Annotated in this window: 20 protein-coding genes and 1 pseudogene; 11 read left to right on the top strand and 10 right to left on the bottom strand. The window is 67.9% G+C overall.

The features are described from left to right. Window positions 1-5 precede the first annotated feature (5 nt). From BST10_RS17535 to BST10_RS17520, 4 genes and pseudogenes are all read right to left on the bottom strand, one after another. Window positions 6-1,265, bottom strand: coding sequence for an amidohydrolase family protein (locus BST10_RS17535; RefSeq protein WP_013828815.1), 1,260 nt, complete (start codon window positions 1,263-1,265; stop codon window positions 6-8). 18 nt (window positions 1,266-1,283) lie between these two features. Further along, on the bottom strand, window positions 1,284-2,075 hold the full coding sequence (locus tag BST10_RS17530) for an LLM class flavin-dependent oxidoreductase (RefSeq protein WP_041317798.1): 792 nt from the start codon (window positions 2,073-2,075) through the stop codon (window positions 1,284-1,286). Between the two features lie 42 nt (window positions 2,076-2,117). Beyond that, window positions 2,118-3,141 (bottom strand): annotated as a pseudogene (locus BST10_RS17525) (DNA topoisomerase IB). Between the two features lie 57 nt (window positions 3,142-3,198). Then, window positions 3,199-3,522: a DUF732 domain-containing protein gene (locus BST10_RS17520; RefSeq protein ID WP_235673591.1), complete on the bottom strand. Its 324-nt coding sequence runs from the start codon at window positions 3,520-3,522 to the stop codon at window positions 3,199-3,201. Window positions 3,523-3,647: 125 nt separating this feature from the next. On the opposite strand from BST10_RS17520, the gene BST10_RS17515 reads away from it, so the two are divergent. Continuing rightward, complete coding sequence (locus BST10_RS17515; protein ID WP_013828819.1) at window positions 3,648-4,040, top strand: hypothetical protein; 393 nt, start codon at window positions 3,648-3,650, stop codon at window positions 4,038-4,040. Between the two features lie 6 nt (window positions 4,041-4,046). Here the strand turns inward: BST10_RS17515 and BST10_RS17510 are convergent, their stop codons facing one another. After that, complete coding sequence (locus BST10_RS17510; protein ID WP_083039419.1) at window positions 4,047-5,702, bottom strand: ribonuclease H-like domain-containing protein; 1,656 nt, start codon at window positions 5,700-5,702, stop codon at window positions 4,047-4,049. A 12-nt stretch (window positions 5,703-5,714) separates the two neighbouring features. Beyond that, window positions 5,715-6,053, bottom strand: coding sequence for a hypothetical protein (locus tag BST10_RS17505; protein ID WP_205277390.1), 339 nt, complete (start codon window positions 6,051-6,053; stop codon window positions 5,715-5,717). Between the two features lie 54 nt (window positions 6,054-6,107). Between BST10_RS17505 and BST10_RS17500 the strand changes: the two genes are divergently transcribed. Further along, entirely contained in the window at window positions 6,108-6,620 is a 513-nt protein-coding gene (locus BST10_RS17500; RefSeq protein ID WP_371869212.1) for an SAM-dependent methyltransferase, read from the top strand. Here the strand turns inward: BST10_RS17500 and BST10_RS17495 are convergent. After that, window positions 6,617-7,261: a glycoside hydrolase gene (locus BST10_RS17495; RefSeq protein WP_083039469.1), complete on the bottom strand. Its 645-nt coding sequence runs from the start codon at window positions 7,259-7,261 to the stop codon at window positions 6,617-6,619. The genes BST10_RS17500 and BST10_RS17495 overlap by 4 nt on opposite strands. A gap of 647 nt (window positions 7,262-7,908) precedes the next feature. Here BST10_RS17495 and BST10_RS17490 point away from each other — a divergent pair. Next, the gene (locus BST10_RS17490) at window positions 7,909-8,472 is read left to right on the top strand and encodes a hypothetical protein (RefSeq protein ID WP_013828824.1); all 564 of its coding nucleotides are present in this window, start codon (window positions 7,909-7,911) and stop codon (window positions 8,470-8,472) included. 34 nt (window positions 8,473-8,506) lie between these two features. Here the strand turns inward: BST10_RS17490 and BST10_RS23350 are convergent, their stop codons facing one another. From BST10_RS23350 to BST10_RS17475, 3 genes are all read right to left on the bottom strand, one after another. After that, window positions 8,507-8,908, bottom strand: coding sequence for a hypothetical protein (locus BST10_RS23350; protein WP_083039415.1), 402 nt, complete (start codon window positions 8,906-8,908; stop codon window positions 8,507-8,509). Between the two features lie 60 nt (window positions 8,909-8,968). Further along, entirely contained in the window at window positions 8,969-10,729 is a 1,761-nt protein-coding gene (locus BST10_RS17480) for a molybdopterin-dependent oxidoreductase (protein WP_083039414.1), read from the bottom strand. Between the two features lie 183 nt (window positions 10,730-10,912). Continuing rightward, window positions 10,913-12,712 carry a molybdopterin-dependent oxidoreductase gene (locus BST10_RS17475; RefSeq protein WP_083039412.1) on the bottom strand — a complete coding sequence of 600 codons (1,800 nt, stop codon included), beginning with the start codon at window positions 12,710-12,712 and terminating at the stop codon, window positions 10,913-10,915. Between the two features lie 568 nt (window positions 12,713-13,280). Between BST10_RS17475 and eccB the strand changes: the two genes are divergently transcribed. The 8 genes from eccB to BST10_RS17435 form a co-directional block, all read left to right on the top strand. Beyond that, entirely contained in the window at window positions 13,281-14,792 is a 1,512-nt protein-coding gene (eccB, locus tag BST10_RS17470; protein ID WP_041317807.1) for a type VII secretion protein EccB, read from the top strand. Continuing rightward, window positions 14,789-18,988, top strand: coding sequence for a type VII secretion protein EccCa (eccCa, locus tag BST10_RS17465; RefSeq protein WP_083039410.1), 4,200 nt, complete (start codon window positions 14,789-14,791; stop codon window positions 18,986-18,988). The genes eccB and eccCa overlap by 4 nt, the downstream gene beginning before the upstream one ends. Window positions 18,989-19,339: 351 nt before the next feature. Beyond that, window positions 19,340-19,639: a PE family protein gene (locus BST10_RS17460; RefSeq protein ID WP_013828830.1), complete on the top strand. Its 300-nt coding sequence runs from the start codon at window positions 19,340-19,342 to the stop codon at window positions 19,637-19,639. 93 nt (window positions 19,640-19,732) lie between these two features. Further along, the gene (locus tag BST10_RS17455; RefSeq protein ID WP_013827942.1) at window positions 19,733-20,029 is read left to right on the top strand and encodes a WXG100 family type VII secretion target; all 297 of its coding nucleotides are present in this window, start codon (window positions 19,733-19,735) and stop codon (window positions 20,027-20,029) included. 20 nt (window positions 20,030-20,049) lie between these two features. Next, window positions 20,050-20,334 (top strand): WXG100 family type VII secretion target, encoded by a 285-nt coding sequence (locus BST10_RS17450; protein WP_013827941.1) that lies wholly within the window; start codon window positions 20,050-20,052, stop codon window positions 20,332-20,334. A gap of 144 nt (window positions 20,335-20,478) precedes the next feature. Further along, complete coding sequence (locus BST10_RS17445; RefSeq protein WP_013828831.1) at window positions 20,479-21,378, top strand: ESX secretion-associated protein EspG; 900 nt, start codon at window positions 20,479-20,481, stop codon at window positions 21,376-21,378. A 173-nt stretch (window positions 21,379-21,551) separates the two neighbouring features. Next, complete coding sequence (gene eccD / locus BST10_RS17440) at window positions 21,552-23,066, top strand: type VII secretion integral membrane protein EccD (protein ID WP_083039408.1); 1,515 nt, start codon at window positions 21,552-21,554, stop codon at window positions 23,064-23,066. Continuing rightward, window positions 23,044-23,753 (top strand): S8 family serine peptidase (locus BST10_RS17435; protein WP_242665672.1); only part of this gene is annotated, 710 nt, incomplete at its 3' end. The genes eccD and BST10_RS17435, both read left to right, overlap by 23 nt.

Below are 23,753 nucleotides of genomic sequence, written 5' to 3'. Positions count from 1 at the left end.
CTCCCTCATCTCACCTGCCGACCGTAGACGTAGACGCGTTCGATGTTGCGGTCATCGCCGCAGTAGATGAGCTTCTCGACACGCTGCGCCAGCGTCATGGGCTTGAACCGCGGCCACATCGAGTCATCGACGACGAGCGCGTCGAACGCGTAACCCGGTTCGAAACTGCCGGTCTTGCCGAAGAATCCGCCACCGCCCTTGGTCGCGCAGTAGAACGCCTCGGCGGCCCGCACCGGCCGTGTCGTGCGCTCGGCCAGATAGCTCACGGCGCCGGATTGGATTGCGCCGACGATGTTTTGAAACATGTTGAGCGCATGCCCGGCCGCGACGTCGCTGCCGAGCCCGACATGGACACCCGTGTCGTGGTAGTCGGCCAGCGGCATCACCCCACTGAGCAGGTTCAGGTTCGAGTGGGGGCAGTGCGCGACCAGGATGCCGGTGTCACGCAGCACCCGCTTTTCGCGGTCGTTGAGATGAATCGCATGGGCCACCACGGTGTCGGCCGTGCCCATCAGGCCTGCGCGCTGGTAGATGTCGACGAAGTCGGCGCTGTCCGGGTGCATCTGCAGGGTCATCTCGATCTCCGTGGGGTTCTCCGCTAGATGCATGTGACACGGGATGCCGAACTCGCGGGCCTGCTGCGCCAGCCCCGCCATCAGCTCGCGCGAGCAGACCATGGCCACACTGGGGCCGATGGCCGGAGTGATCAGCGGCGATTTGGGCAGAGTCTGCTCGATGAAAGCTCGGGAGTCGGCGATCTCCTGCGCGGTGTCCACGCGGGAGTCAGCCGGTGCGTTGCGGTCCCGGGACACCTTGGCCACACACGATCGCAGTCCCGCCGCGATGAGCTTGTCGACGAGAATGCCGGTGCTGTCGGCGTGGATCGTGCCCATCACGATCGAACTGGTGATGCCGTTGCGCAGCAGGCATTCGACGAACTCACCGTAGACGGCGTCCGCGTAGACCGCGTCACGCAACGCGGCCTCTTGGGGGAAGGTCAGCGTGTGCAGCCAGTCGATCAGTTCGGTGCTGCCCTGCAATCCGGTGATCGGCAGTTGGCAGGCGTGCACATGCGCATCGGTGAAACCCGGCAGCATCAGTCGGTCGCCGTGATCGGTGACCGGCGCACCGGCGTACCGGTCCGGCAGTTCGGCAACGCAGTCGGCGATGACACCGTCGTCGCCGACGATGACGTAACCATCGGCGAGCGTGACGAAATCCTGCGGCGTCGGGGTGAACACGATGTTGCCGCGATGGATCTGCACGCCGGCCTCCTCAGCTGCTCACGGGGCGCACCGCTCGATGACCCGCAGGATCTTGTCGGGACGGTCGCCCGGCCAGAACTCCCGCACCGCCCAGGTGGCGCCGAGGGCGCGCAGTCGATCGAGATCGGCGCCCGGGCCGGCGGCCACCGCGATGTCGAAGTCGGCCAGACCGCCGCGGGCGGCCGCAACCGTCTCGGCGATGCGGGCGATCCCGTCGGGATCCATGCCCAGCGGAAAGATGCCGTCATAGCGGGCGGCGCGCTCGATCGGCGCGCCACTGGTTCGATTGGTGCCGAACCACATCGGTATTCGCGGCCGTTGGACCGGACCCGGATTGAGGCGAATACCGTCCACGATGACCTCGCCGCGGTGGGTCACCGTTTCACCGGCCCACAACGCGGTCAGCACCGCGGTGGCCTCGTCGAGGACGCGGGCCAGCCGGCGCGGGTCACCGTTGTCGCCGAAGGCCGAATACTCGCGCCAGACGTCGCGGCCGGTGCCCAGGCCCAGAATCAGCCGGCCACCGCTGAGCCGGTCCAGGGTGACGGTCTCGCGGGCCACGTTGACCACCCGGCGGCGGGGCAGCGGGGTCACCATCGGGCCCATCCTGATGCGCTCGGTCGACGTCGCCGCCGCGGCCAGCGTGATCCAGGGGTCGGCGATATCCCATTCACCGGCAACCGGACTCAGGACGTGATCCCATACGAACAGCGCGTCCCACCCGTTCTGCTCAGCGGCGCAGGCGATATCGGCGATCGCGCGCGGGTCGGCCAGCGTGCCGAACAGGGGCACGTGGATCGCGTGACGCATCAATCGATCCTAACCGCCGGAGGCCGCAACCAGCGGTGCAATTCAGCGCCGTGCCCGGTCGATACGCCGGATCAATCGGGCGGTCGCGTTCTCCGCGGCGACCCGGCGGGCGGACTCCTTCCCGCGGGGGGGGGGGCACCCGGTTCAGCGCCGCACGGATGGTCATGCCCTGCTCGTAGGCGTCCACCACCCGCGGATCCACGTAGGAACCACGGGCGACCGCCGGCGTGTTACCCAACTCCTCGGAGACGCAACGCATTACCGCGGCGATCTCCCTTCGGCGAACGGTTTTCGATGTCGGCTCGCGGGCAGCGGCGAAGTTCTCGGCTGCCAGCACGGTGCCATGCCAGGTCCGAAGATCCTTGACGCTGAACTGCACATCGGTGAGTTCCCGGAACCGCTCGTTGAGGTCGTCGGCGCGCACCTCGCACCAGCCCTCGGGCGTGCGGTACACCAATAACCGGGGAATGTCGGTGGGGGCGCGCAACAACGCGCGCACCGCCCGCACCACCAGCGGATCGTCGACCGACACCGTCCGCCGTACGCCGCTTTTGGCCGGGTAGTCGAAGTCCACGCAGTCGCTGCGTATCCGGACGTGGTCGCGCAGCAGCGTGGCCAGTCCGAAGCTGCCGTTCTCCTGGGTGTATTCCTCGCCGCCGGCCCGGAAATAACCCCGGTCGATCAGTTGCTGGGCGAGGGCCAGCACGCGGCCGCGATTCAGCCCGCGGCCGCCCAGGTCGGCCAGCAGATCGGCGCGCCACTGCGGCAGCATCCTGGCCAGGTTCAGCACCCGGTCGTACTTCTCTTCGGCTCGCTCTGCCTGCCACTGCTGGTGGTACAGATATTGCCGGCGCCCGGCGGCATCGGTTCCCACGGCCTGGATGTGGCCGTTGGGGTAAGGGCAGATCCACACGTTCCGCCAGGCCGGGGGGATGGCCAGTTCCTTGATCCGAGCGAGTACCGCCGGGTCGTCGACCGGCTCATTGCCGTCGGTGTAGGAAAAGCCGCGGCCCCGTCCGACCCGGCGGAATCCGGTGGCGCCGACCTGGCTCCTGCGCAACCTCATGGCACCGAATTACCCCCGGCGCGCCCGACTGACACCCGGGCCGGGCTCCCGCGTTGTCTACAGGCCCGGGCACAGCTCGTGCTGGGCGGCCTCGGCGATGAGGGTGAACTGCGGCCACGCCGGGTAATTCGGCGCCTGGACCGCGACGCTCCTGCCGACGCGCAGGTTCTCGCAGATCATGTGCCCGAGTGCGCGCACGCTCGGCTCGGAGATCGGTTCGTCGCCGGCGTAGCGGGCGGTGTAGCCGTGGCTGTTGAGGTATTTCATGAAGCCGCTGTCGTCGGCGTTGGCCGGGGCAGGGACTATCCACGCCCCTACCAGGGCCACCGCCGAGACGCAGCACGCGGTCAGCGGCGCGGTGAACCGGGCGACCCAACTCATGATGGCGATGCTACGGCGAGCGCCGGGATCGGCGATGACCGGTCCCGATCGCAGGATCGCGAAGTCCTCCCGGCGGCGGCGCGACAACTGCTAGCGTCAGCGGCGAGAACAGAAAGGCGCTGGACGTGAACGCAACCACGCTGCTGCCGGCCCTGGCCGCCACCGCGCTGGCCGGACTGGTCGGTGCCGCGTCATCGGCCCACGCTGACCCGCTCAATCCCCGCGATCCGGATTACTGCGGTAACAGCGCCGATATCCTGCTCTGCGCCGAGCAACAGTCGACCTACCCGAACGCGGGGGAGATGGCCTACCTCAATGCCATCCGCGGGAAGTTCCCGCCCGGCAGCGAAGCGCCACGGCTGGCCGCCGGGCGGACCGCCTGCCTGGAGTTCCCGAAGCACCCGACCAGCCTGATCGTCGAACAGGTCTCGGTCTACCTTCAGGTTCCCAAGCCGACCGCCACCGGAGTCGTCGACGCCGCGCACGCTGAGATCTGCCCGTCGGTGCAGCGAAGCTGAGCCGGTTCACCGGGGACCGGGGCGCAACCCGTCGCGAATCGCCGCCTGGGCCGCGACGTCGCACTCGTTGTATCGCAAGCACCACTGCCGGGCGATGTCGGCCTCCGGCCCGCACCCGCGGGCGACGTCGATCGCCAGCTGCGACGCCAGCCCGCCTGCGTCGTCGACGTCCCACTCGAAGCCGAAATACCCGGCGACGCTTTTGATTGACGATGAGGTGCGCGCGAAGTACTCGGCCTCGAACCACTGATGCAGGTCGTGGGTGAGTCCGTCGAGGGCTTCGACGACGGCGGGAAACCTGCGGGTCCTCGACCGCTCGGCGTGATGCCAGTGGAAGACGGCCAGCGATTTGCCCTCCCGCGTAGCTCGATCGCGCAATTGCCATATGCGGGAAGCGAATTCATCAGCTAGCTGCGCTTCGCCGTGTTCGTCGAGCGGCTCGAACGACACCACCGGGTCGTAGTGCGCGGCGGTGTCGTCCTGGCCCTCTCGGATGCGAAGACCCCACTGGTAAATCCGGGAGTCGGCATCCCACTCGATGTCGAAGTCGACCTCGATGTCGGCGGACGGCACCGTCGGGCGGCCTGGCCGGTGTTGCTCGTAATCGATGCCGGCGCAGCTCATCCGGGCGCGTCGAACAGCTTTGGCCAGCCGCTCTTCAGGCTTCTGGGTGCGCACCGATTGGGTGCGGAATTCCTCGGCGTGGCGGTCCGGGTCGACCCGGGCCAACTGCGCGACGCTCAACGTGGTGCCGTCGCCACAGTGCCGGTAGAGGTACTGCCACTCCCGGACGTTGAGGTGGCCGGTCTCGAGAGCGAACGATGCGTCGTCCTCGCCGGCCACGGTGGCGCAGTGGTCGACCCAATCACAGGAATCGCAGTCAACGATCCGGTAGGGCCGCACCAGTTCCCGCCCGGACGCGGCGGCGCGCGCGACGTCCAGCCGGAAGGCGAACTCATGGTCGTAGCGTTGCAGAGCGGAGCGCTTCTTGCGGTGTTCGGGGTCGCTGGCGGAGTAGGTGAGGATGGCTTCGGCGTCGAGGTCGTACCAGGTGATGGCATGCTCCTCGCCGACGACCTCGCTGAGATCGGAGCTGCCGATGATGCCGCCGCGGTTCAGGCCCGGGTGATACCCCAGCTCCTGCAGCATCCGGGTGTAATGCGCCAGTTGCATGACGTCGTCACGCCAGCGCGCGCCGTGATCACTGTAACCGGGGAAGGAGAGCAGCTGATCCGGCGCCGACAGTGTCGACACCTGCACTTCGAAGGTTTTCGCGCTGCTTACAGTGCGGTGGTTCTTGATGTCGACGGGCAGGTAGCCGTTCCCGTAACGGATCAGCACATCGGGCTTCCCGACGCGGCCGTTCACCTCCGGCAACCACCCGCCGGCGATCACGTCGACACCGGCTTCCATCGCCGCACGGGTGGCCTGTTGCTGCTCGCTGCGGCCGGCGTCGGCGTCGAGCACCAGCAGCCGTCCCGAATCGCGGTAGCGGGAGCCTAGCTCGTCGAAGATCGCCGCTTCAAAGGCGATGCCGGCCGCGCGCAATGCCAGCTGCTCCGGTGAGGGAGTCACCGGCTCGACGTCGCCGGGGGAGAACAGGTTGTGGGTGACGCGGGCGCACTGCTGGGCGTGATAGCCGCCGAGGGTGACCCCTTCCATGGCCTGTAGATCCTAGGGCGTCGTCCGCCTTGTGGCAGCGGTGATTTCGCCGATCAGCGCGGCGACGATCCCGAACGCGAAGTACAGCGGGACCAGCCACGGGGCCACCCCGAGCAGTGCGTCGGAATCGGCGGCGTAACGAAACTGGCCCGCCGCGGCGATCGCGATCTCGATGGCCGGGCCGCACACCGCGGCCAGGACACCGCACACAATGGCGGGACGATCCCCCAGGGCGCAGTAGGTGAGCACCGCGAATGCGCAGATCAGCGTCGTGATCGGCACCTGCGGTGCGGTGTGCGCCATGGCGGTCGCGATCCAGGGCTGCAGTTTCACCGCCGCAGTATCGTCCATCGAGTGAGCGACGATGACCGGACCCGCTGGGATGCGAAATACGCGGACCGGGATCTGCCCTCGCCGGACGCGCTCGGCCCGGCAGCGGTCTTCACGGCGTTCCGCCACGAGTTCCCGACCGCGGGCCATGCGGTTGACGTCGCCTGCGGGCAGGGGACCGCTGCCGTCTGGCTCGCCCGCAGGGGGCTACAGGTGCGGGGCTTCGACGTCTCCCCGGTTGCGATCGAGCAGGCGCGCGCCCTGGCGGCAGGCAGCGGCGTCGGCGACCGATGCCGCTTCGAGGTCGTGGACCTCGACGGTGGGCTGCCCGACGGGCCGCCGGCTGACGTGATCTACTGCGCCCGGTTCCGCGACCGCCGGCTGGATGCACCGATGCTGGAGCGGCTGACACCGGGCGGGCTGCTGGCCGTGACCGCGCTCAGCCAGGTCGGCAGCGTCGCCGGGCGGTTCCGTGCCGCGCCCGGTGAGCTCCGCGAGGCATTTGCCGGTCTCGAGGTGATCGCGGCCGGCGAAGGGCAGGGGCTGGCGTGGTTGCTGGCGCGACGCCGGATCGACGGCGCGGGTTAAGGCTGCGGCGGCGCGTCGCGTTCGATTGGCTCCGGGCCGGGCTCGGTCGGCGGCTCGTCGAACGCTGGGGCGTCCATCGGCGGCGCCTCGCCAGGCGGGGCCTGGAAGGGCGGCGGTGCCTCGAACGGGGGCGGTGCCTCGAACGGCGGCGGTGCGTCCAACGGCGGGGCCATGTCCATGCCCATCGGCTCGGCGGCCGGCTCGGGCGCGGGAGCCGGCTCCATCATGGCGGCGAACAGCACCGGCGCCGCTTCGTCGGCGGGTGCCTCGGTAGGCATCGGCAGGTACATGTGGTGGGTGAACTGCGGCTGGTAGGCGCCGCCACCACCGATCTTCACGCCGCCCCGCTCGCCGCTGGACACCGGAGTGCCGTCGGGCAGCGTCACCGCGGTGTGGCTCCTGTTCCAGCCCACCACCAGTGCACCCGGCGCGGTGCCGTACTGGAAGCCGCGCGCCAGCAGAGCCGACTCCTCGTTGGCGGTGTGAAACCGGTCACCGAAGGCCGGCCGGCCGGTGGCGACGTTCGACACCCACGACGCCAGTCCCGAGCAGTCCGTCCCAGCGGGGCTGTCCCCACCGGTGATGTACGGCGTGCCCGAAACCTGCTGGATGAGCGCCATCAGCGCTTCGAGACCAAACATGACCAGGCACATTAACAATGGCTAACTGAGCGGACCAAAATCTGTGGCAGGCATCACGTTTGACGTTGAAGTTGTTAGGCATTACGCCACAACATAAAACACCAGGTAGCGGGGTGAAAATATGCCGCGCAGACCGGATTTCGACGTTGAAGTGCTGGTAGATGCGGTGTAGCGGGCCCGCCGAGAGTGGTTGGTGGCAGCGTTAATTCAAATTGTTCGACGAATTTTGCTGGTGGACGGGTGAACTGGGTCAGTGGTACCGGCGGTATCGGTGAGAAGGTCTGCCGCGCAAAGTGTATCGGTCGCCCGGCGTGCCGTGTCAGTGAAACGGTTTGTCATTTCGCACTATTCAATGAATTTTGAAACGACGGCCGGTCGGCGCCGCACGGTGCTTGGCTTGAGCCGTCGTCGTGGAGATCACGGCCGGCCGGCGGAGCTGAACCCGCCAGAGCGGGAATCCCGGGCTGCCGGCGCCCGCCGGCGCGATGCTGATCCGAGCCGCTCCGGCGACGGCCCGCCGCCCCCCCGACCGACATCGGCGCGCCGGCCTGGTTCCGTGCGCGCCGCGGGGCGCCCGGGTGAGAAGATGGCGACGCGCACGCCGATCAGCGGCCGTTGCCGATGTGGACGTGAGACGGTATCAAGCTATGCAGAACCTCAGCTACCTGACTTATGAAGAGTTCGGGCGGAAGTTCTTCGAGATCGCGGTCACCGAAGAGCGCGTGGCAGCTGCGTTCGCCGCGATCGCCGGTGATGAGTTCGAGATGCCCCCGATGCGGCAGGGGCCGGGCGGGATCGCCCGGGTCAGCGCGAAGGTGCGGATCCAACAGCCCCGGGTGGCTCGCGGCCTGGGTGATCTGCTCACGTTCGCCATCCACATTCCGCTGGTGATCGACCTGCTCATCGACCTGCGCCTGGACAAGCAGCGGTTCACCGTGGCCGGTGACATCGCGCTGCGGGCCACGGCTCGAGCCGCCGAACCGTTGCTGCTGATCATCGACGTACCGAAACCGCGGCCGTCCGACATCACCGTGGAGGTGTCGTCGACGTCCATCCGAGGTGAGCTGCTGCGGATCTTCGCCGGGGTCGACGGGGAGATCCGACGGTTCATCGCCAGCTATGTCGCCGACGAGATCGAGAGCCCGCAGTCGCAGCAAGCACAGGTCATCGACGTCGCCGAGCGGCTGGACTCGGCCTGGACGGGCGTCTGACCGGGCGCCGAGGGCCGGGCCGGCCCGCCCCTGGCTACGGGTGGGGTATCGCGGGGATGGCAGGAATCGCCGGGATCGCCGGAATGGCGGGAATGGCGGGAATGGCGGGGATGGCGGGAACGGCAGGCGCTGACGGAACCCGGGGTGCCGCCGGCGCGGGTGCGGGCGTCGCCCCGCCCTGCGGCGCGGGGTGCTCGACGGCAGGTGCCGCACTGGTCAGCGGGGCCTCCGGGACGACGGTCTGTTCCGGCACGGCTTCGTCGGGGGCAATCGGTGTCATCGGGGCCAGCGGAGCGCTGGGCGCGGTGGTGACCTCGCCGTAGCCCCCGTCGTCTGAATCGTTCTCGCAGTCACCGCAGGCGGTCGCCACCGCGCCCACCGCGATCCCTGCCACCACCACCGACAGGACTGACTTTCCGATACCGCGATTCCGCATGGCTGCTCCCGTCGCTCGGTTGACTGGATCTACCCTACGACGGCCCGGCCGACGCGCGGGTTACAGCGTCTGCCGGTAGCCGAAGAACTCGTGATCCTCGTTGTAGCCGCCGTAGCCGCCGCCGACCTCGCGGAAGTGCTCGACGAACTCGATCCCCTTGAGCCACTTGACCATTTTGAAGCCGTGCTGCAATTCGTTACGTAGCCGCAGCGGCGCTCCGTGGCCGTAGCTGAGCGGTTCGTCGTTCATTCGGTACGCCAGCATCGTCAGGTGGTGCTCCATCTGCTCGATGGCGTGGGCGTCGTAGTAAAGCCCGCCCTCGGAACCGGGCGCCATGGAATAGAACACCACCCACTTGGCCTCCGGCAGTGGTCTGACGATGTCGAGGACGGTCTTCATCGCCACGCCGCCCCACTTGGCCACCCCCGACCACCCCTGGATGCAGAAGTGCTGGGTGATCTGCTCGTGGTAGGGCAGGGTCTTCAGTTCGTCCAGCGAGAAATCCCTCGGGTGCTCCACCAATCCGTAGACGTGCAGCCGCCAGTCGGCGAAATCCCCGGCGAACATCTCCTTGTACTCGACGGTTTCGGGGTAGGTGCCGTTGTGCCAGAAGTGCGGGGAGATGTGTTCCTCGGTGAAACCGCCGGGTTCGGGGTTGACGTGCTCGAACAGTCGCTGCAGCGGGCCGATCAGTGCGTAGCCGACCCGCTGCACCACCCGCGGATGCCGGTAGGTGAACGGGGTTGCCCACACCCAGGCAAGGGCGGTCACCGCCATCGCCACGGCGAAGACCCAGAAACCGGCGAGACCGGAACCGTCCCGAGCGGCGAACATGTGGTTGAAGTTGCGCACCGCATCGGTGGCGAACACCAACGTCACATGCACCAGGATGAACACCAGGAAGTAGGCCATCACCAAGAAATGCAGCGAACGGGCCAGCTGGATGCTCAGCCGCTTGCTGATGCGCGTCAGCCGCATGGACACCGCTGGGCTCATCCCGATCCCGGTGATCACAGCTGCCGGCGCGGCGATGAACACGGTGGTGAAGTACGCGAGCTGCTGCAGGCCGTTGTAGGCCACCCAGCCGTTGTCGTCGGGCCAGTCCAGCGACAGGTACTGGATGCCCACCGACAACGCGTCGGGGAAGACGGCCCAACTGGTCGGCACGAGGTGGCGCCAATGCCCGGTGGTGAACAGCAGCGCGTAGAACACCGCACCGTTGGCCAGCCACAACACGTCCGCGCCGAGATGCCACCAGCGGGCCAGCCCGATGGCGTGGCGGATCCCGGGCAGGCCGAGTTGGTCGGGCAGGCCCACCGAGTCTTGTTTGGCCGTCCACATCGGGTCCTTCGGGACCGGCCCGGCGATGCGGAACCACTCATCGGTGTCCGGGGTGGCGTTGCGGCTGAAGTACAACCGCGGATGGTCGGCCAGGATCTGGATGCCCGACCGGACGATGAACGTCATCAGGAAAAGATTGAAGAAATGCTGCCAGCCGGCCCAGGCGGGTATTCCCGCGGCTCCGCCGGTCGCGAGGGTACCGGGGTAACGGTGGACGAAGGCGCCGACCGCCGGGAAACCCACCAGGTACCTCGCCACCGCGACAGCGATAACCAGTGCCGCGAAACCAATTGGGAGCAACCACAATAGGTTGAACCATCGGTTTCGGCCGACGCGCAGCCGCGGAGCGGTGGCCATCTTCTCGCCCAGGCCGCCCGCCCAGGTCTCGTGGTCGACGACGTGGTGTGCCGGTGTGAGCTCGTCGCGGTGGCTCACCAGTGCCGTGCGACCGGTGCGGTGGTTGTCGTCAACGTCTGCCATGACCCGATTCCTCGCCCGTCTGCATCCCCGTAATAAAAAGCATTAACATGCGGAATATTAGGGGGCGTGGCTGCGAGCTTCATGGACATTCGGTGCCGGGTCCCTGAGCGCACCGGGCCGCCCGGCGCGAAACGCAGAAAGGGCCGGCCTAGTCAGGCCGGCCCTCACTGCTTACAGCGAGTGTCAGATCGTCTGGTGGCGACCGAAGAACTTGTGGTCTTCGCTGTAGCCGCCGTGACCGCTGCCGATCTCCTTGTAGGACGCCACGAACTCGATGCCCTTGATCCACTTGACCAGCTTGTAGCCGTGCTGCAACTCGTTGCGCAGCCGCAGCGGGCGACCGTGCATGTAGGGCAGCGGCTCGTCGTTCATGTTGTAGGCGAGCATCGACATGTGATGCCACATCTGGTCCACCGGGTGCGCGTTGTAGTAGATACCGCCGGTGGCGCCCAGGCCCATCGAGTAGAACACCACCCATTTCGCCTCGGGTAGTGGCTTGACGATCTCCATGATCGTCGACATCTGCACGCCACCCCACTTGGCCACCCCGGACCAGGCCTGCACGCAGAAGTGTTGGGTGATCTGGTCGTGGTAGGGCAGCGCCTTGAGGTCTTCCAGGCTGAATTCCATCGGGTTCTCGACCAACCCGTACACCTTGAGCCGCCAGTCCTTGAAGTCGCTGGCCTCGTGCTCCTTGTACTCGACGGTCTCGGGCAGCCGACCGTTGCGCCAGTGGAACGGCGAGATGTCGTCCTCGGTGAAGGTGCCGGGCTTGGGGTTGAGCTTCTCCAGCGAACGCTGGAAGGGCCCGATCAGGGCGAAGCCCACCTTCTGCACCACCCGCGGGTATTTGATCGTGAGCGGGGTCGCGGCGAACCAGGCGACGATGCACACCGCGGCGGCCGCGCAGAAGACATAGAAGCCCGTGGCGCTGTGGCATCCCGGCTCGGCGCCTTCGACACAACCGCGCGCGGCGAACATGTGGTTGAGATTGTCGAACGCGTCGGTGGCGAACACCATCGTGACGTGGACCAGGATGAACATCAGGAAGTAGACCAGCACCAAGAAGTGCAGTGAGCGTGCCACCTGGATGTTGAGCCGCAGGTGCTTGCTGATCAGCCCGAGGCGCTGGGACAGCGCCGGCGACATGCCCAGGCCGGTGATCACCGCGGCCGGGGCGGCGACGAACACCGTGACGAAGTAGGAGATCAGCTGCAGCGCGTTGTAGTTGGTCCAGGTATGGTCGTCGGGCCAGTTCAACGACATGTACTGGATCATCACCGAAGCGGCGTGCGGGAAGACGTCCCAGCTGGTGGGGATGATCCGGCGCCATTGGTCGGTGCTGAACAGCAGGACGTAGAACACCGCGCCGTTGAGCAGCCACAGCACGTCCAGGCCCAGGTGCCACCAGCGGGCCAGCCCGATCGAATGCCGGAAGCCCGGCAGCCCGAAGTGCCGCGGCAGCGCGACGGTGTCGGCGTTGGCCGTCCAGTACGGGTCGTCCGGGACCGGGGGGCCCACCCGCAGCCATTCGTCTTTACCGGGCGTCGAGTTGCGGCTGAAGTACAGCCGCGGGTGGTCGCAGAGAATTTGGATTCCGGACCGGATGATGAACATCATCATGAACAGGTTGAAAAAGTGCGTCCAGCCGAGCCACGCGGGCAGCCCGCTTTCGACCTTCGTCGACGGCATGCTGCCGGGGTATTCGGCGATGAACTCCTCCACGCCGGGGATGTTGCGGATACCCTTGCCGGCCGCGATCGCCGCGAGCAGCCCGACGAAGCCGATCGGAATCAGCCACAACAGGTTCAACCACCTGTCGCGGCCGATCCGCAGGTGCGGGGCGATCGCCCGCCGGGACAGGTCGAAACCGCCCCCGTATGTCTCGACGTCGACGGTGTCGTCGTGATTCTTGTGAATCTCGGTGCGGTAGCCCTGCTCCAGCTCCAGCTCGACGTCCACGACGTCGGTGGGGTAGTTCACGCGGTGAGTGGTCTCTTCCGTCGCTGGTGAAGTGGCCGGCCCCCGAGGGTCGAGCTGGCCCTCAGCGCCCTGTCCGTCGATCGTCGTCACGCCCGCGACAGTACAACCGTCGGCGTCGTGGGCCGCCGCTCTGACACCAAATGCACAGGTTCTTAGCAGCAACCTCGGACCTGCAGATACGTCCCGCGGGGCGCGGGTCGCGGCCGCGGATGCGGTTTTGACCCGCGAGCCCGTCACCGGCCCGGATTCCCGAGTCGGCGGCTTTCGATCGGCACGATTTTTTCCGGGAGCGGATCCGGGTTCCGGCCGGGCGGCGCGCCGTTGCGCTCAGGTGTATCTCGCGCGTAACTGACCGTTCACCTGACGCGCTCATAATCCGAGTCAGAATCGCGGACCCGAATTCGCCATCGCTGCCGGATTGCAATCTGCGCGGGGGGCGGTCGCTGCGCAACACGGCTAGCATGCGCAGTGGAGAAACTTGTGATCAGGCAGGGGTAGATGACGACCAATATGGCACCGGAACGGCGTCGTAGCCGGCCAGTCCGATCGGCGGGGGTTGGGGCGCACCGTGGCTGACGAACAGCGGGGGCCCGGTTACGGCCTGGGGTTGTCGACACGTACCCAGATGACCGGGTATCAGTTCCTGGCGCGGCGGACCGCGATGGCGTTGACCCGCTGGCAGGTTCGGATGGAAGTCGAACCCGGCCGGCGCCAAGCGCTGGCCGTGGTCGCCTCGGTGTCGGCGGCCTCGGTCATCTGTCTGGGTGCGCTGCTGTGGTCGTTTCTGAGCCCATCGGGTCAACTGAACGAATCGCCCATCATCGCCGACCGCGACTCCGGGGCGCTGTATGTGCGGGTCGGCGACACCTTATATCCGGCACTGAATTTGGCATCGGCCCGGCTGATCGCCGGTCGCGCCGACAATCCGCACAAAGTGCGCTCGGCGCAGATCGCCGAGCAGCCGCACGGCCCGCTGGTCGGTATCCCGGGCGCGCCGTCGGACATTCTGCCGACTTCACCGTCGTCGTCGTCGTGGTTGATCTGCGACACCGTGGCCAACGTGCAGGGGGTCGGAGCGCCGTCGCCGGTCACGGTGACGGTGATCGACGGCAGCCCGGACCTCAACTCCCGCCGCCGGGTGCTCGACGGCCCGGACGCCGTCGTGCTGCGCTACAACGACGAGTCGTGGGTCGTTCGGCAGGGCCGGCGCTCGCGTATCGATGCCGCCGACCGGGCGGTGCTGTTGCCGCTGGGCCTCACCCCCGAACAGGTCGAGCATGCGCGGCCGATGAGTCAGGCGCTCTTCGACGCGTTGCCGGTCGGCCCGGAGCTGGCGGTGCCGTTCGTCCCGGAGGCCGGCCGCCCGCCGGCCTTCCCCAACGCCCCCGGGCCGGTTGGAACCGTCTTCACCACGCCGCAATTGGCTGGGCCGCAGCAGTATTCGGTGGTGCTCATGGACGGCGTGCAGACGGTGTCGTCGGTGGTGGCGCGCATCCTGCAGAACGCCGGGGCGACCGCGGGCGGCGCACCGGTGGTGGTGGCGCCGCCGGAGCTGGCGAAGATGCCGGTGGTCACCGGGCTGGACCTGTCGGCCTACCCGGAAGGACCGCTCAAGGTCGTCGACATGAAGGAGAACCCGTCCACGTGCTGGTGGTGGGAGCGGTCCAGTGGTGACAGCCGGGCCCGGGTCCAGGTGGTGTCCGGCCCCACGATTCCCGTGCCGCAGAAGCAGATCAACCGGGTGGTGTCGCTGGTGAAGACCAATAACAACAACATGCCGCAGGCCGACCGGGTCTACTTCGGTCCGGGCTACGGCAACTTCGTCGCGGTGACCGGCAACGATCCAGACGCCTCCACGCGGGAATCGCTGTGGTGGCTGTCCGCCTCGGGGGTGCGTTTCGGGGTGCCCGGCGACGATGAGCGCAAGGCGCTGGGGCTGGTCAGCGAGCCCGCACTGGCACCGTCGGTGGCGTTGCGCCTGCTGGCGCACGGCCCGACGCTGTCCCGCCAGGACGCCCTGGTACGTCATGACACCCTGCCGACCGATATGAGCCCTGCAGAATTGGCGGTGCCCAAGTGAAACGTGGATTCGCCCGGCCGACGCCGGAACGCGCTCCGGTGGTCAAGCCGGAGAACATCGTCTTGCCCACGCCGCTGAGCGTGCCGCCGCCGGAAGGCAAGCCGTGGTGGCTGGTGGTGGTCGGGGTGTTGGTCGTCGGCCTGCTGGTCGGCATGGTCTCGATGACCGTGGCCAACGGCTCCCGGATGTTCCTGGGCGCCGGCGCCATCTTCCCGATCTTCATGATCGGCGGCATCGCGATGATGATGTTCGGCGGCCGCTTCGGCGGTGGCGCCCAGCAACTGAGCCGTCCCAAGCTCGACGCGATGCGCGCCCAGTTCATGCTCATGCTGGACCGGCTGCGCGAGTCGGCCGCGGAGTCCGCAGACAGCATGGACGCCAACTACCGGTGGTACCACCCGGCGCCCTCCACGCTTTCCGCGGCGGTCGGGTCGTCGCGGATGTGGGAGCGTCAACCCAACGGCAAAGACCTCAACTTCGGGCTGGCCCGGGTCGGGGTGGGCATGACGCGGCCCGAGGTCACCTGGGGTGAGCCGCAGAATATGCCGACCGACATCGAGCTCGAACCGGTGACCGGAAAGGCGCTGCAGGAGTTCGGGCGCTACCAGAGCGTGGTCTACAACCTGCCCAAGATGGTCTCGCTGTTGGTCGAGCCCTGGTATTCACTGGTCGGCGACCGTGAGCACGTGCTCGGGCTGATGCGTGCCATCATCTGCCAGTTCGCCTTCTCCCACGGGCCCGACCACCTGCGGATGGTCGTCGTCACTTCCGATGTGGAGCAGTGGGATTGGGTGAAATGGCTGCCGCACTTCGGCGACCCCCGCCGGCAGGACGCCGCCGGTAACGCCCGCATGGTGTACGGCTCGGTGCGCGACTTCGCCACCGAACACGCCGACCTGTTCTCCGGGCGGGGCTCCTTCATGCCGCGGCACGCCAGCTCGTCGGCGGAGACGCCGACGCCGCACCACCTGATCGTCGTCGACGGCGTCGATCCGCAATGGGAGTACGTCAACACCACCGAGGGCATCGACGGCGTCACGTTCTTCGACCTGACCGGCGCCCCGGAGTGGCGAGGGGTGTCACAGCGGGTGCTGCGCTTCGACGACAAGGGCATCATCAACGCCCTGCCGCGCGACCGCGACACCTGGATGGTCATCGACGACAACGAGTGGTTCTTCGCCCTGGCCGATCAGCTCAGCCTGACCGACGCCGAGCAGTTCGCGCAGCGGATGGCGCACTGGCGGCTCGCCGAGGCCTACGAAGAGATCGGCCAGCGCGTGACGCACCACATCGGGGCTCGCGACATCCTCTCCTACTACGGCATCGAGGATGCCGGACGCATCGACTTCAACCAGCTGTGGACGAGCCGGCAGAACGAGGGCAGCCGGGCTCGGTTGCGCGTCCCGTTCGGCAACCGCTCCGACAACGGCGAGCTGCTGTTCCTCGACATGAAGTCACTGGACGAGGGGGGCGACGGCCCGCACGGCGTCATGTCGGGAACCACCGGCTCGGGTAAGTCGACGCTGGTGCGCACCGTGATCGAGTCGCTGCTGTTGGGGCATTCGCCCGACGAGCTGCAATTCGTGCTGGCCGACCTCAAGGGTGGTTCGGCGGTCAAGCCGTTCTCCGGGGTGCCGCACGTGTCGCGGATCATCACCGACCTGGAAGATGACCAGGCGCTGATGGAGCGCTTCCTGGAAGCCATGTGGGGCGAGATCGCCCGCCGCAAGTCGATGTGTGACAGCGCGGGCGTCGACGGCGCCAAGGAGTACAACGAGATCCGGTCCCGGATGGCCGCCCGCGGGGACCACAGTCTGCCGCCGCTGCCGATGCTCGTCGTGGTGATCGACGAGTTCTACGAGTGGTTCCGCATCATGCCGACGGCGGTGGAGGTGCTGGACTCGATCGGCCGGCAGGGCCGCGCCTACTGGGTGCACCTGATGATGGCATCGCAGACCATCGAGAGCCGCGCCGAGAAGCTGATGGAGAACATGGGCTACCGGCTGGTGCTCAAGGCGCAGACGGCCGGTGCCGCACAGGCCGCCGGCGTGCCGAACGCGGTGAACCTGCCGGGCAAGGCGGGCCTGGGCTATTTCCGCAAGAGCGGCGAAGAGGTCATCCGCTTCCAGGCCGAGTTCCTGTGGCGCGACTATCAGCGCGGCGGCATTCTCGACGACGAACAGCTGCCGCAGGTGCACTCCATCGACTACATCCGGCCGCAGCTGTTCACCACCGCGTTCACCCCGCTGGAGGTGAGCGTGAGCGGCACCGAACTCGAAGCGGCCGACGAGATGCCGGCCATCACCGCCACCCCCGCCGAGGAGCCCGCCGCCGAGGAAGAGGACTGGATCCGGATTCCCAAGGTGGGCACGGTGATCATCGATCAGCTGCGCCAGATCGATTTCGAGCCGTATCGGCTGTGGCAGCCGCCGCTGGACGACCCGGTGGCCGTCGACGACCTGGTGAACCGCTACCTGGGCCACCCGTGGCAGGAGAACTACGGCACCCGCCGAGACCTGGTGTTCCCCATCGGTGTCATCGACCGGCCGTTCAAGCACGACCAGCCACCGTGGACGGTGGACACCTCCGGGCCCGGCGCCAACGTGCTGATCCTGGGGGCCGGCGGTGCCGGCAAGACGACGGCGCTGCAGACGCTGATCTCCGCGGCGGCGCTGACCCACACCCCCGAGCAGGTCCAGTTCTACTGCCTGGCCTACAGCGGCACCGCGCTGACCACGGTCGCCACCCTGCCGCACGTGGGCAGTGTCTGCGGGCCGACGGACCCCGACGGGGTCCGGCGCACGGTGGCCGAACTGCTGGCGCTGGTGCGCACCCGCAAGCGCAGCTTCCTCGAGAACGATGTGGCCTCGATGGATGTCTTCCGGCGTCGCAAGTTCGACGGCGCCCCCGGAAGCGTGCCCAACGACGGTTTCGGTGACGTCTACCTGGTGGTCGACAACTACCGTGCGCTGTCCGAGGACAACGAGGTGCTCGTCGAACAGGTCAACCAGATCATCAACCAGGGCCCCTCGTTCGGCGTGCACGTGGTCGTGACCGCCGACCGCGAGTCGGAGCTGCGGCCCCCGGTCCGAAGCGGCTTCGGGTCCCGGGTCGAGCTGCGGCTGGCTGCGGTGGAGGACGCCAAGTTGGTGCGTTCCCGGTTCGCCAAGGACGTCCCGGTCAAACCGGGCCGGGGCATGGTCGCGGTCAACTACGTGCGCCTGGACAGCGACCCCCAGTCCGGTCTGCACACGTTGATCGCCCGGCCTGCGATGGCCGACACCGACCATCACGTATTCGAGTCCGACAGCGTGGGCGCCGCGGTCAGCCAGGTGGCGGTGGGCCGGGTGCGCCCGGTGCGGCGGCTGCCGGCGCGGTTCGGGCTGGACGAGGTGCGGGCCGTCGCGGCCAACGACCAGCGCGAAGGCGTCGGGGCCGGCGGTATCGCGTGGGCCATCTCCGAACTCGACCTGCAGCCGGTCTATCTGAACTTCGCCGAGAACGGGCACCTGATGGTGACTGGGCGCCGCGAATCCGGCAAGACCACCACGCTGGCGACCATCATGAGTGAGATCGAGCGGCTGTACGCGCCCGGCTCCAGCACCGCGCCGCCCACCACGCAGCAGTCCGCGCAAGTGTGGCTGATCGACCCCCGTCGGCAGCTGCTGACCACCCTGGGCTCGGACTACGTGGAGAAGTTCGCCTACAACATGGACGGCGCGGTGGCGCTCGTCAACGAGCTGGCCGCCACCCTGGCCAACCGTGAGCCGCCGCCGGGTCTGTCGGCCGAGGAACTGCTGTCGCGTACCTGGTGGAGCGGGCCGGACATCTTCTTGATCATCGACGACATCCAGCAGTTCCCGCCCGGATTCGACTCACCGTTCCAGAAGGCCGCCCCCTGGGTGACCCGCGCGGCCGACGTGGGCCTGCACGTGATCGCCACCCGGACCTTCGGCGGCTGGTCGTCGGCCGGTAGTGATCCGCTGCTGCGGGCGCTGCACCAGGCCAATGCGCCGCTGCTGGTGATGGATGCCGACCCGGACGAGGGCTTCATCCGCGGCAAGATGAAGGGCGGTCCGCTGCCCCGCGGACGTGGCCTGCTGATGGCCGAGGACACCGGGGTGTTCGTGCAGGTCGCCGCCACGGAGCTGCGGCGGGCACCGACCCAGGAACGTACCGCCGCGCCGGTGCGCTGAGCTGCCCCGTCGCGACAACCGCCGTGGCGTCCGTAACGGCGCCGCGGCGGTTGCTGGCGGCGGAACTTTCAGCAGCGCCGCCGGCAATTCGCCGCGGCCAGATTTAAACGGCGGGCCTCGTTGCGGCCACTGCGGCGAGACGCCCGCGGACCCACTCCGCAGGTGAATTACAGTCTCGTGTTTCGGCAGGTCGTCGCTGTTTTGTATGCCGCGCCACTCCTCGCGGGCCCCACCAGATGAACAGTTGCTGTCGGCAGGTGAACAGTAGGCATAATCGGCCGTTTCGGCCTTTCCGAGCCTTTAAGCTTTGTGGCGGAAAGATTGCTGACAGCGATCCGAGGAGGATTGTCAATGTCGTTCGTGAACACGCAACCGGAGGCGCTCGCCGCCGCTGCGGGGAGCCTGAGCGGTATCGGATCAGCGCTCAACGCGCAGAACGCCGCTGCTGCGGCCCCGACCACCGGTGTGGTCCCGGCCGCCGCCGACGAGGTCTCGGCGTTGACCGCTGCGCAGTTCGCCGCCCACGCGACGATGTACCAGCAGGTGAGCGCTCAGGCCGCGGCGATCCACGAGATGTTCGTCGCGACCCTCAACAACAGCGCCACCTCCTATGCAGCCACCGAGGCGGCCAACGCGGCTTCGGCCGGCTGAGCGGATTGAACGAGCAGGAGTGACGGCCATGCCGGCGACCTAAGACAACGACGTCAACCAACCGACCGACGAACTTCAGACAAGGAGAGACAAGTGGCAACTCGTTTTATGACCGACCCGGATGCGATGCGGGCGATGGCGGGGCGTTTCGACGTTCACGCGCAGACGGTGGAGGATGAGGCGCGCCGGATGTGGGCGTCGTCGACCAACATCTCCGGTGCGGGGTGGGGTGGTCTGGCGGAGCGGACCTCGATGGACACCATGGGTCAGATGCAGACGGCGTTTCGCAACATCGTGAACATGCTGCACGGGGTGCGCGATGGGTTGATCCGTGACGCCAACCACTACGAGCAGCAGGAAGCTGCTTCCCAGCAGATCCTGTCGAGCTAGAAGGGCCAAGGAGAGCAACTATGTCGATCAATTACCAGTTCGGTGATGTGAATGCCCACGGTGCGTTGATCCGTGCTCAGGCTGCCTCGTTGGAGGCCGAGCACCAGGCGATCGTGCATGACGTGTTGGCGGCCGGGGATTTCTGGGGTGGCGCCGGTTCGGTGGCCTGCCAGGAGTTCGTGGCGCAGTTGGGCCGCAACTTCGCGGTGATCTACGAGCAGGCCAACGCCCACGGTCAGAAGGTGCAGACCGCCGGCAACAACATGGCCAACACCGACGCCTCCGTCGGCTCCAGCTGGGCCTGACCGACCCGCAATCCGCAGCGCGGCAGCACACCGACCCACCGGTGTGCTGCCGCGTGCTGCAATTGGTGGGATGGTGGCAGGCGTTCCCACGCCGCAGCGTGATCCAATAGCCAAGTACGTCGGCAAAGGTAGAGGAGGGTAGTGATGGATCCGAGCACCCGCACAGACATCACCGTCAACGTCGAGGGTTTCTGGCTGCTGCAAGCGCTGCTGGATATTCGCCACGTTGCGCCCGAATTGCGTTGCCGACCCTACGTTTCCACCGATTCGAACGATTGGCTGTCGGAACATCCCGGCATGGCCGTGATGCGTGAGCAGGGCATCGTCGTCGACGACCAGGTCAACGAGACCGTCGCCGCCCGGATGAAGGTGCTGGCCGCGCCCGACCTCGAGGTGGTCGCCCTGCTGTCGCTGGGCAAGCTGCGCTACGGCGTCATCGACGACGAAGACCAGCCGCCCGGCACCCGCGACATCCCGGACAACGAGTTCCGCGTGCTGCTGGCGCGGCGCGGCGAGCACTGGGTATCGGCGGTGCGGGTCGGCACCGACATCACCGTCGACGACGTCTCGGTGACCGATGCCGCCTCGATCGCCGCGCTGGTGATCGACGGCATGGAATCCATCCACCACGCCGACCCGGCGCAGATCACCGCGGTCAACGTGCCGATGGAGGAGATGCTCGAGGCGACTCAGAGCTGGCAGGACTCCGGCTTCAACATCTTCACCGGGGGAGACCTGCGGCGGATGGGGATCAGCGCGGCCACCGTCGCAGCGCTGGGCCAGGCGCTGTCCGAGCCGGCTGCGGAGGCCGCGGTGTACGCGCGGCAATACCGCGATGACGCCAAGGGTCCGAGCGCGTCGGTGCTGTCGCTCAAAGACGGATCCGGCGGCCGGATCGCGCTGTATCAGCAGGCGCGCACCGCCGGATCGGGCGAAGCGTGGCTGGCGATCTGCCCGGCCACCCCGCAACTGGTTCAGGTGGGTGTCAAAACCGTGCTCGACACCCTGCCCTACGGCGCCTGGAAAACGCACCGGAGGGTCTAACCGGTGCACCGGGGCTACCGGCACCGAAATGTCGTGTGACGCACCGGGAAATTGCCGGTAAACGCCAATCGTGCGAATTACATGCATTGCCTTTAGAATTGGACAGACTTTGAAATGACAAATTGCGAGGCGGCAGCTATGGGTTCAGTATTCGTCGATCAGGGGGTGCGGCCATGACCACGGCGATCGAAGCGCCGCAGCCGGGCGGTGAAGTCGCGACGTCCGCGCCGCGTGCGGTGGTGGTCGGCGTCATGGCCGGCGACGGTGTCCAGATCGGGACGCTGCTGGACGCCGACGCGCCCGTGTCGGTGATGCTGGACCCGCTGCTCAAGGTGATCAACGGCCGGCTGGCCGAGCTCGATGAGCCCACCCTGCAGGCCGACGGACGCGGCCGCTGGGTGCTGTGCCTGGTCGACGGCACGGCGCTGCGGCCGAACCAGTCGCTGACCGAACAGGACGTCTACGACGGCGACCGGCTGTGGCTGCGGTTCATCGAGGACCGGGAGCGGCGTTCACCGGTCATCGAACACATCTCCACGGCGGTATCGGTGAACCTGGCCAAGCGGTTCGCCCCGGTCAATGCGGTGACCGCGGTGCGGGTCGGGGTGTCGACCCTGGCGCTGGGCGTGCTGTTGGCGACCGGACTGCTCGCCGCTTGGCGCGTCCAGCACGACAACTGGCTGACGGCCGGATTCAGTGCGGGGCTGGCGCTACTGGTGCTGATCGCCGCCACGCTGATCCTGATCCAGGCGCGCAACGCCTCCGACCGGTGGGCCGGCGACATGCTGCTGTCCAGCGGGCTGGTTCCGCTGGTTGTGGCCGCCGCGGCAGCGGTGCCCGGCGAGGTCGGCGCGGCGCAGGCTGCGCTGGGCTTCGGCGTCGCCGGCATCGCCGCACTGTCGGTCATCCGCCTCACCGGACGGCAGCTGGCCGCCTACTCGGCCGTCACCGTCATCAGCGCGGCGGTGATGTTCGCCGGCGTCCTGCGGATGCTGTTCCTGACCGGGGCGGTGACCCTCATGGCGTGCGTGTACCTGGCCTGTGTGCTCGCCTACCAGTGGGCACCGTCGCTGTCGCGGTGGCTCGCCGGGCTGCGCCTGCCGGTCTTCCCGTCGGCGACGAGTCGTTGGGTGTTCGAGGCTCGTCCCGACCTGCCCACCACGGTGGTGAGCAAGCCCGGCGCCGCGCCGTCCCTGGAGGGGCCGGAGTCGGTCCGCGAGGTGGTGCTGCGCGCCGAGCGGGCACGATCCTTCCTGACCGGCCTGCTCACCGGGCTGGGCGTGTTGATCGCGGTGTGTGTCACCGGCCTGTGCGACCCGCACTCGGACCGATCGTGGCTGCCGTTGCTGCTGGCCGGTCTGACGGCAGGGTTCCTGGTGCTGCGAGGCCGTTCCTTCCGGGACCGGTGGCAGGCGGTCACGGTGACGCTGACCGGCCTGGTGATCGTTGCCGCGGTGGTGGTGCGCTTCGTGGTGGTGCTGTGGACGCCCACGACGCTGGTGGTCGGGGCGGCGGTGCTGGTACTGGTGCCGATGTTCGGGCTGTTGTCCGCGGTGATCGTGCCCAACACCATCTACAGTCCGCTGTTCCGCAAGTTCGTCGAGTGGATCGAATACCTGTGCCTGATGCCGTTGTTCCCGTTGGCGCTGTGGTTGATGAATACCTATGAAGCGATCCGGTACCGGTAGGGGCGTGCGTCGGCTGCAGCGCACCGCGGCGGCCGGTGCCGCGATGATCATGATGGCCAGCGGCTCACTGGCCGGGATGCCGGTCGCCGGTGCGATCGAACGGCCCGGCATCGACCCCGGAGCGTTGCCGCCGGACGGTCCGCCCGGGCCGCCGCAGACGATGCGGCAGACCTCGTACTGCACCGAGGTCGGCGTGTTGCCCGACACCGACTTCCGGGTGCAGCCGGCCTACATGGACATGCTCAACCTGCCGGAGGCCTGGAAGTTCAGCCGTGGCGGCGGAGTGAGCGTCGCGGTCATCGACACCGGGGTGACTCCCCACCCGCGGATGCCGAACCTCATCGGTGGCGGCGACTACGTGATGGCCGGCGGGGACGGGTTGTCGGACTGTGACGCGCACGGCACCCTGGTGGCGTCGCTGATCGCTGCGCTGCCGGACAACGGGGTGACCCCGCTGCCGCCGCCACGCCAGACCCGGCGACCGCCGTCGGTTCCCACCAACGAACCCTCGCCACCGCCACCGGTGCCGCAGACGACGATCATGGTGATGCCGCCGCCCCCGGCGCCGCCGGCGCGCGCGGCGCCGGTGGTGCGGCTGGGGGCGCGGGCACCGGCGGTGATGGGGGTGCCGGTGCCGGCGGTGGCGCTAACGCGACCGCGGGTAGCGGTGGTGCCGGTGGCGACGGT

This window comes from Mycolicibacter algericus DSM 45454 (assembly GCF_002086455.1).
Classification (GTDB): Bacteria; Actinomycetota; Actinomycetes; order Mycobacteriales; family Mycobacteriaceae; genus Mycobacterium; species Mycobacterium algericum.
The sequence above is the reverse complement of the archived record's forward strand: the minus strand, read 5'-3'. Positions and strand labels throughout refer to the sequence as shown.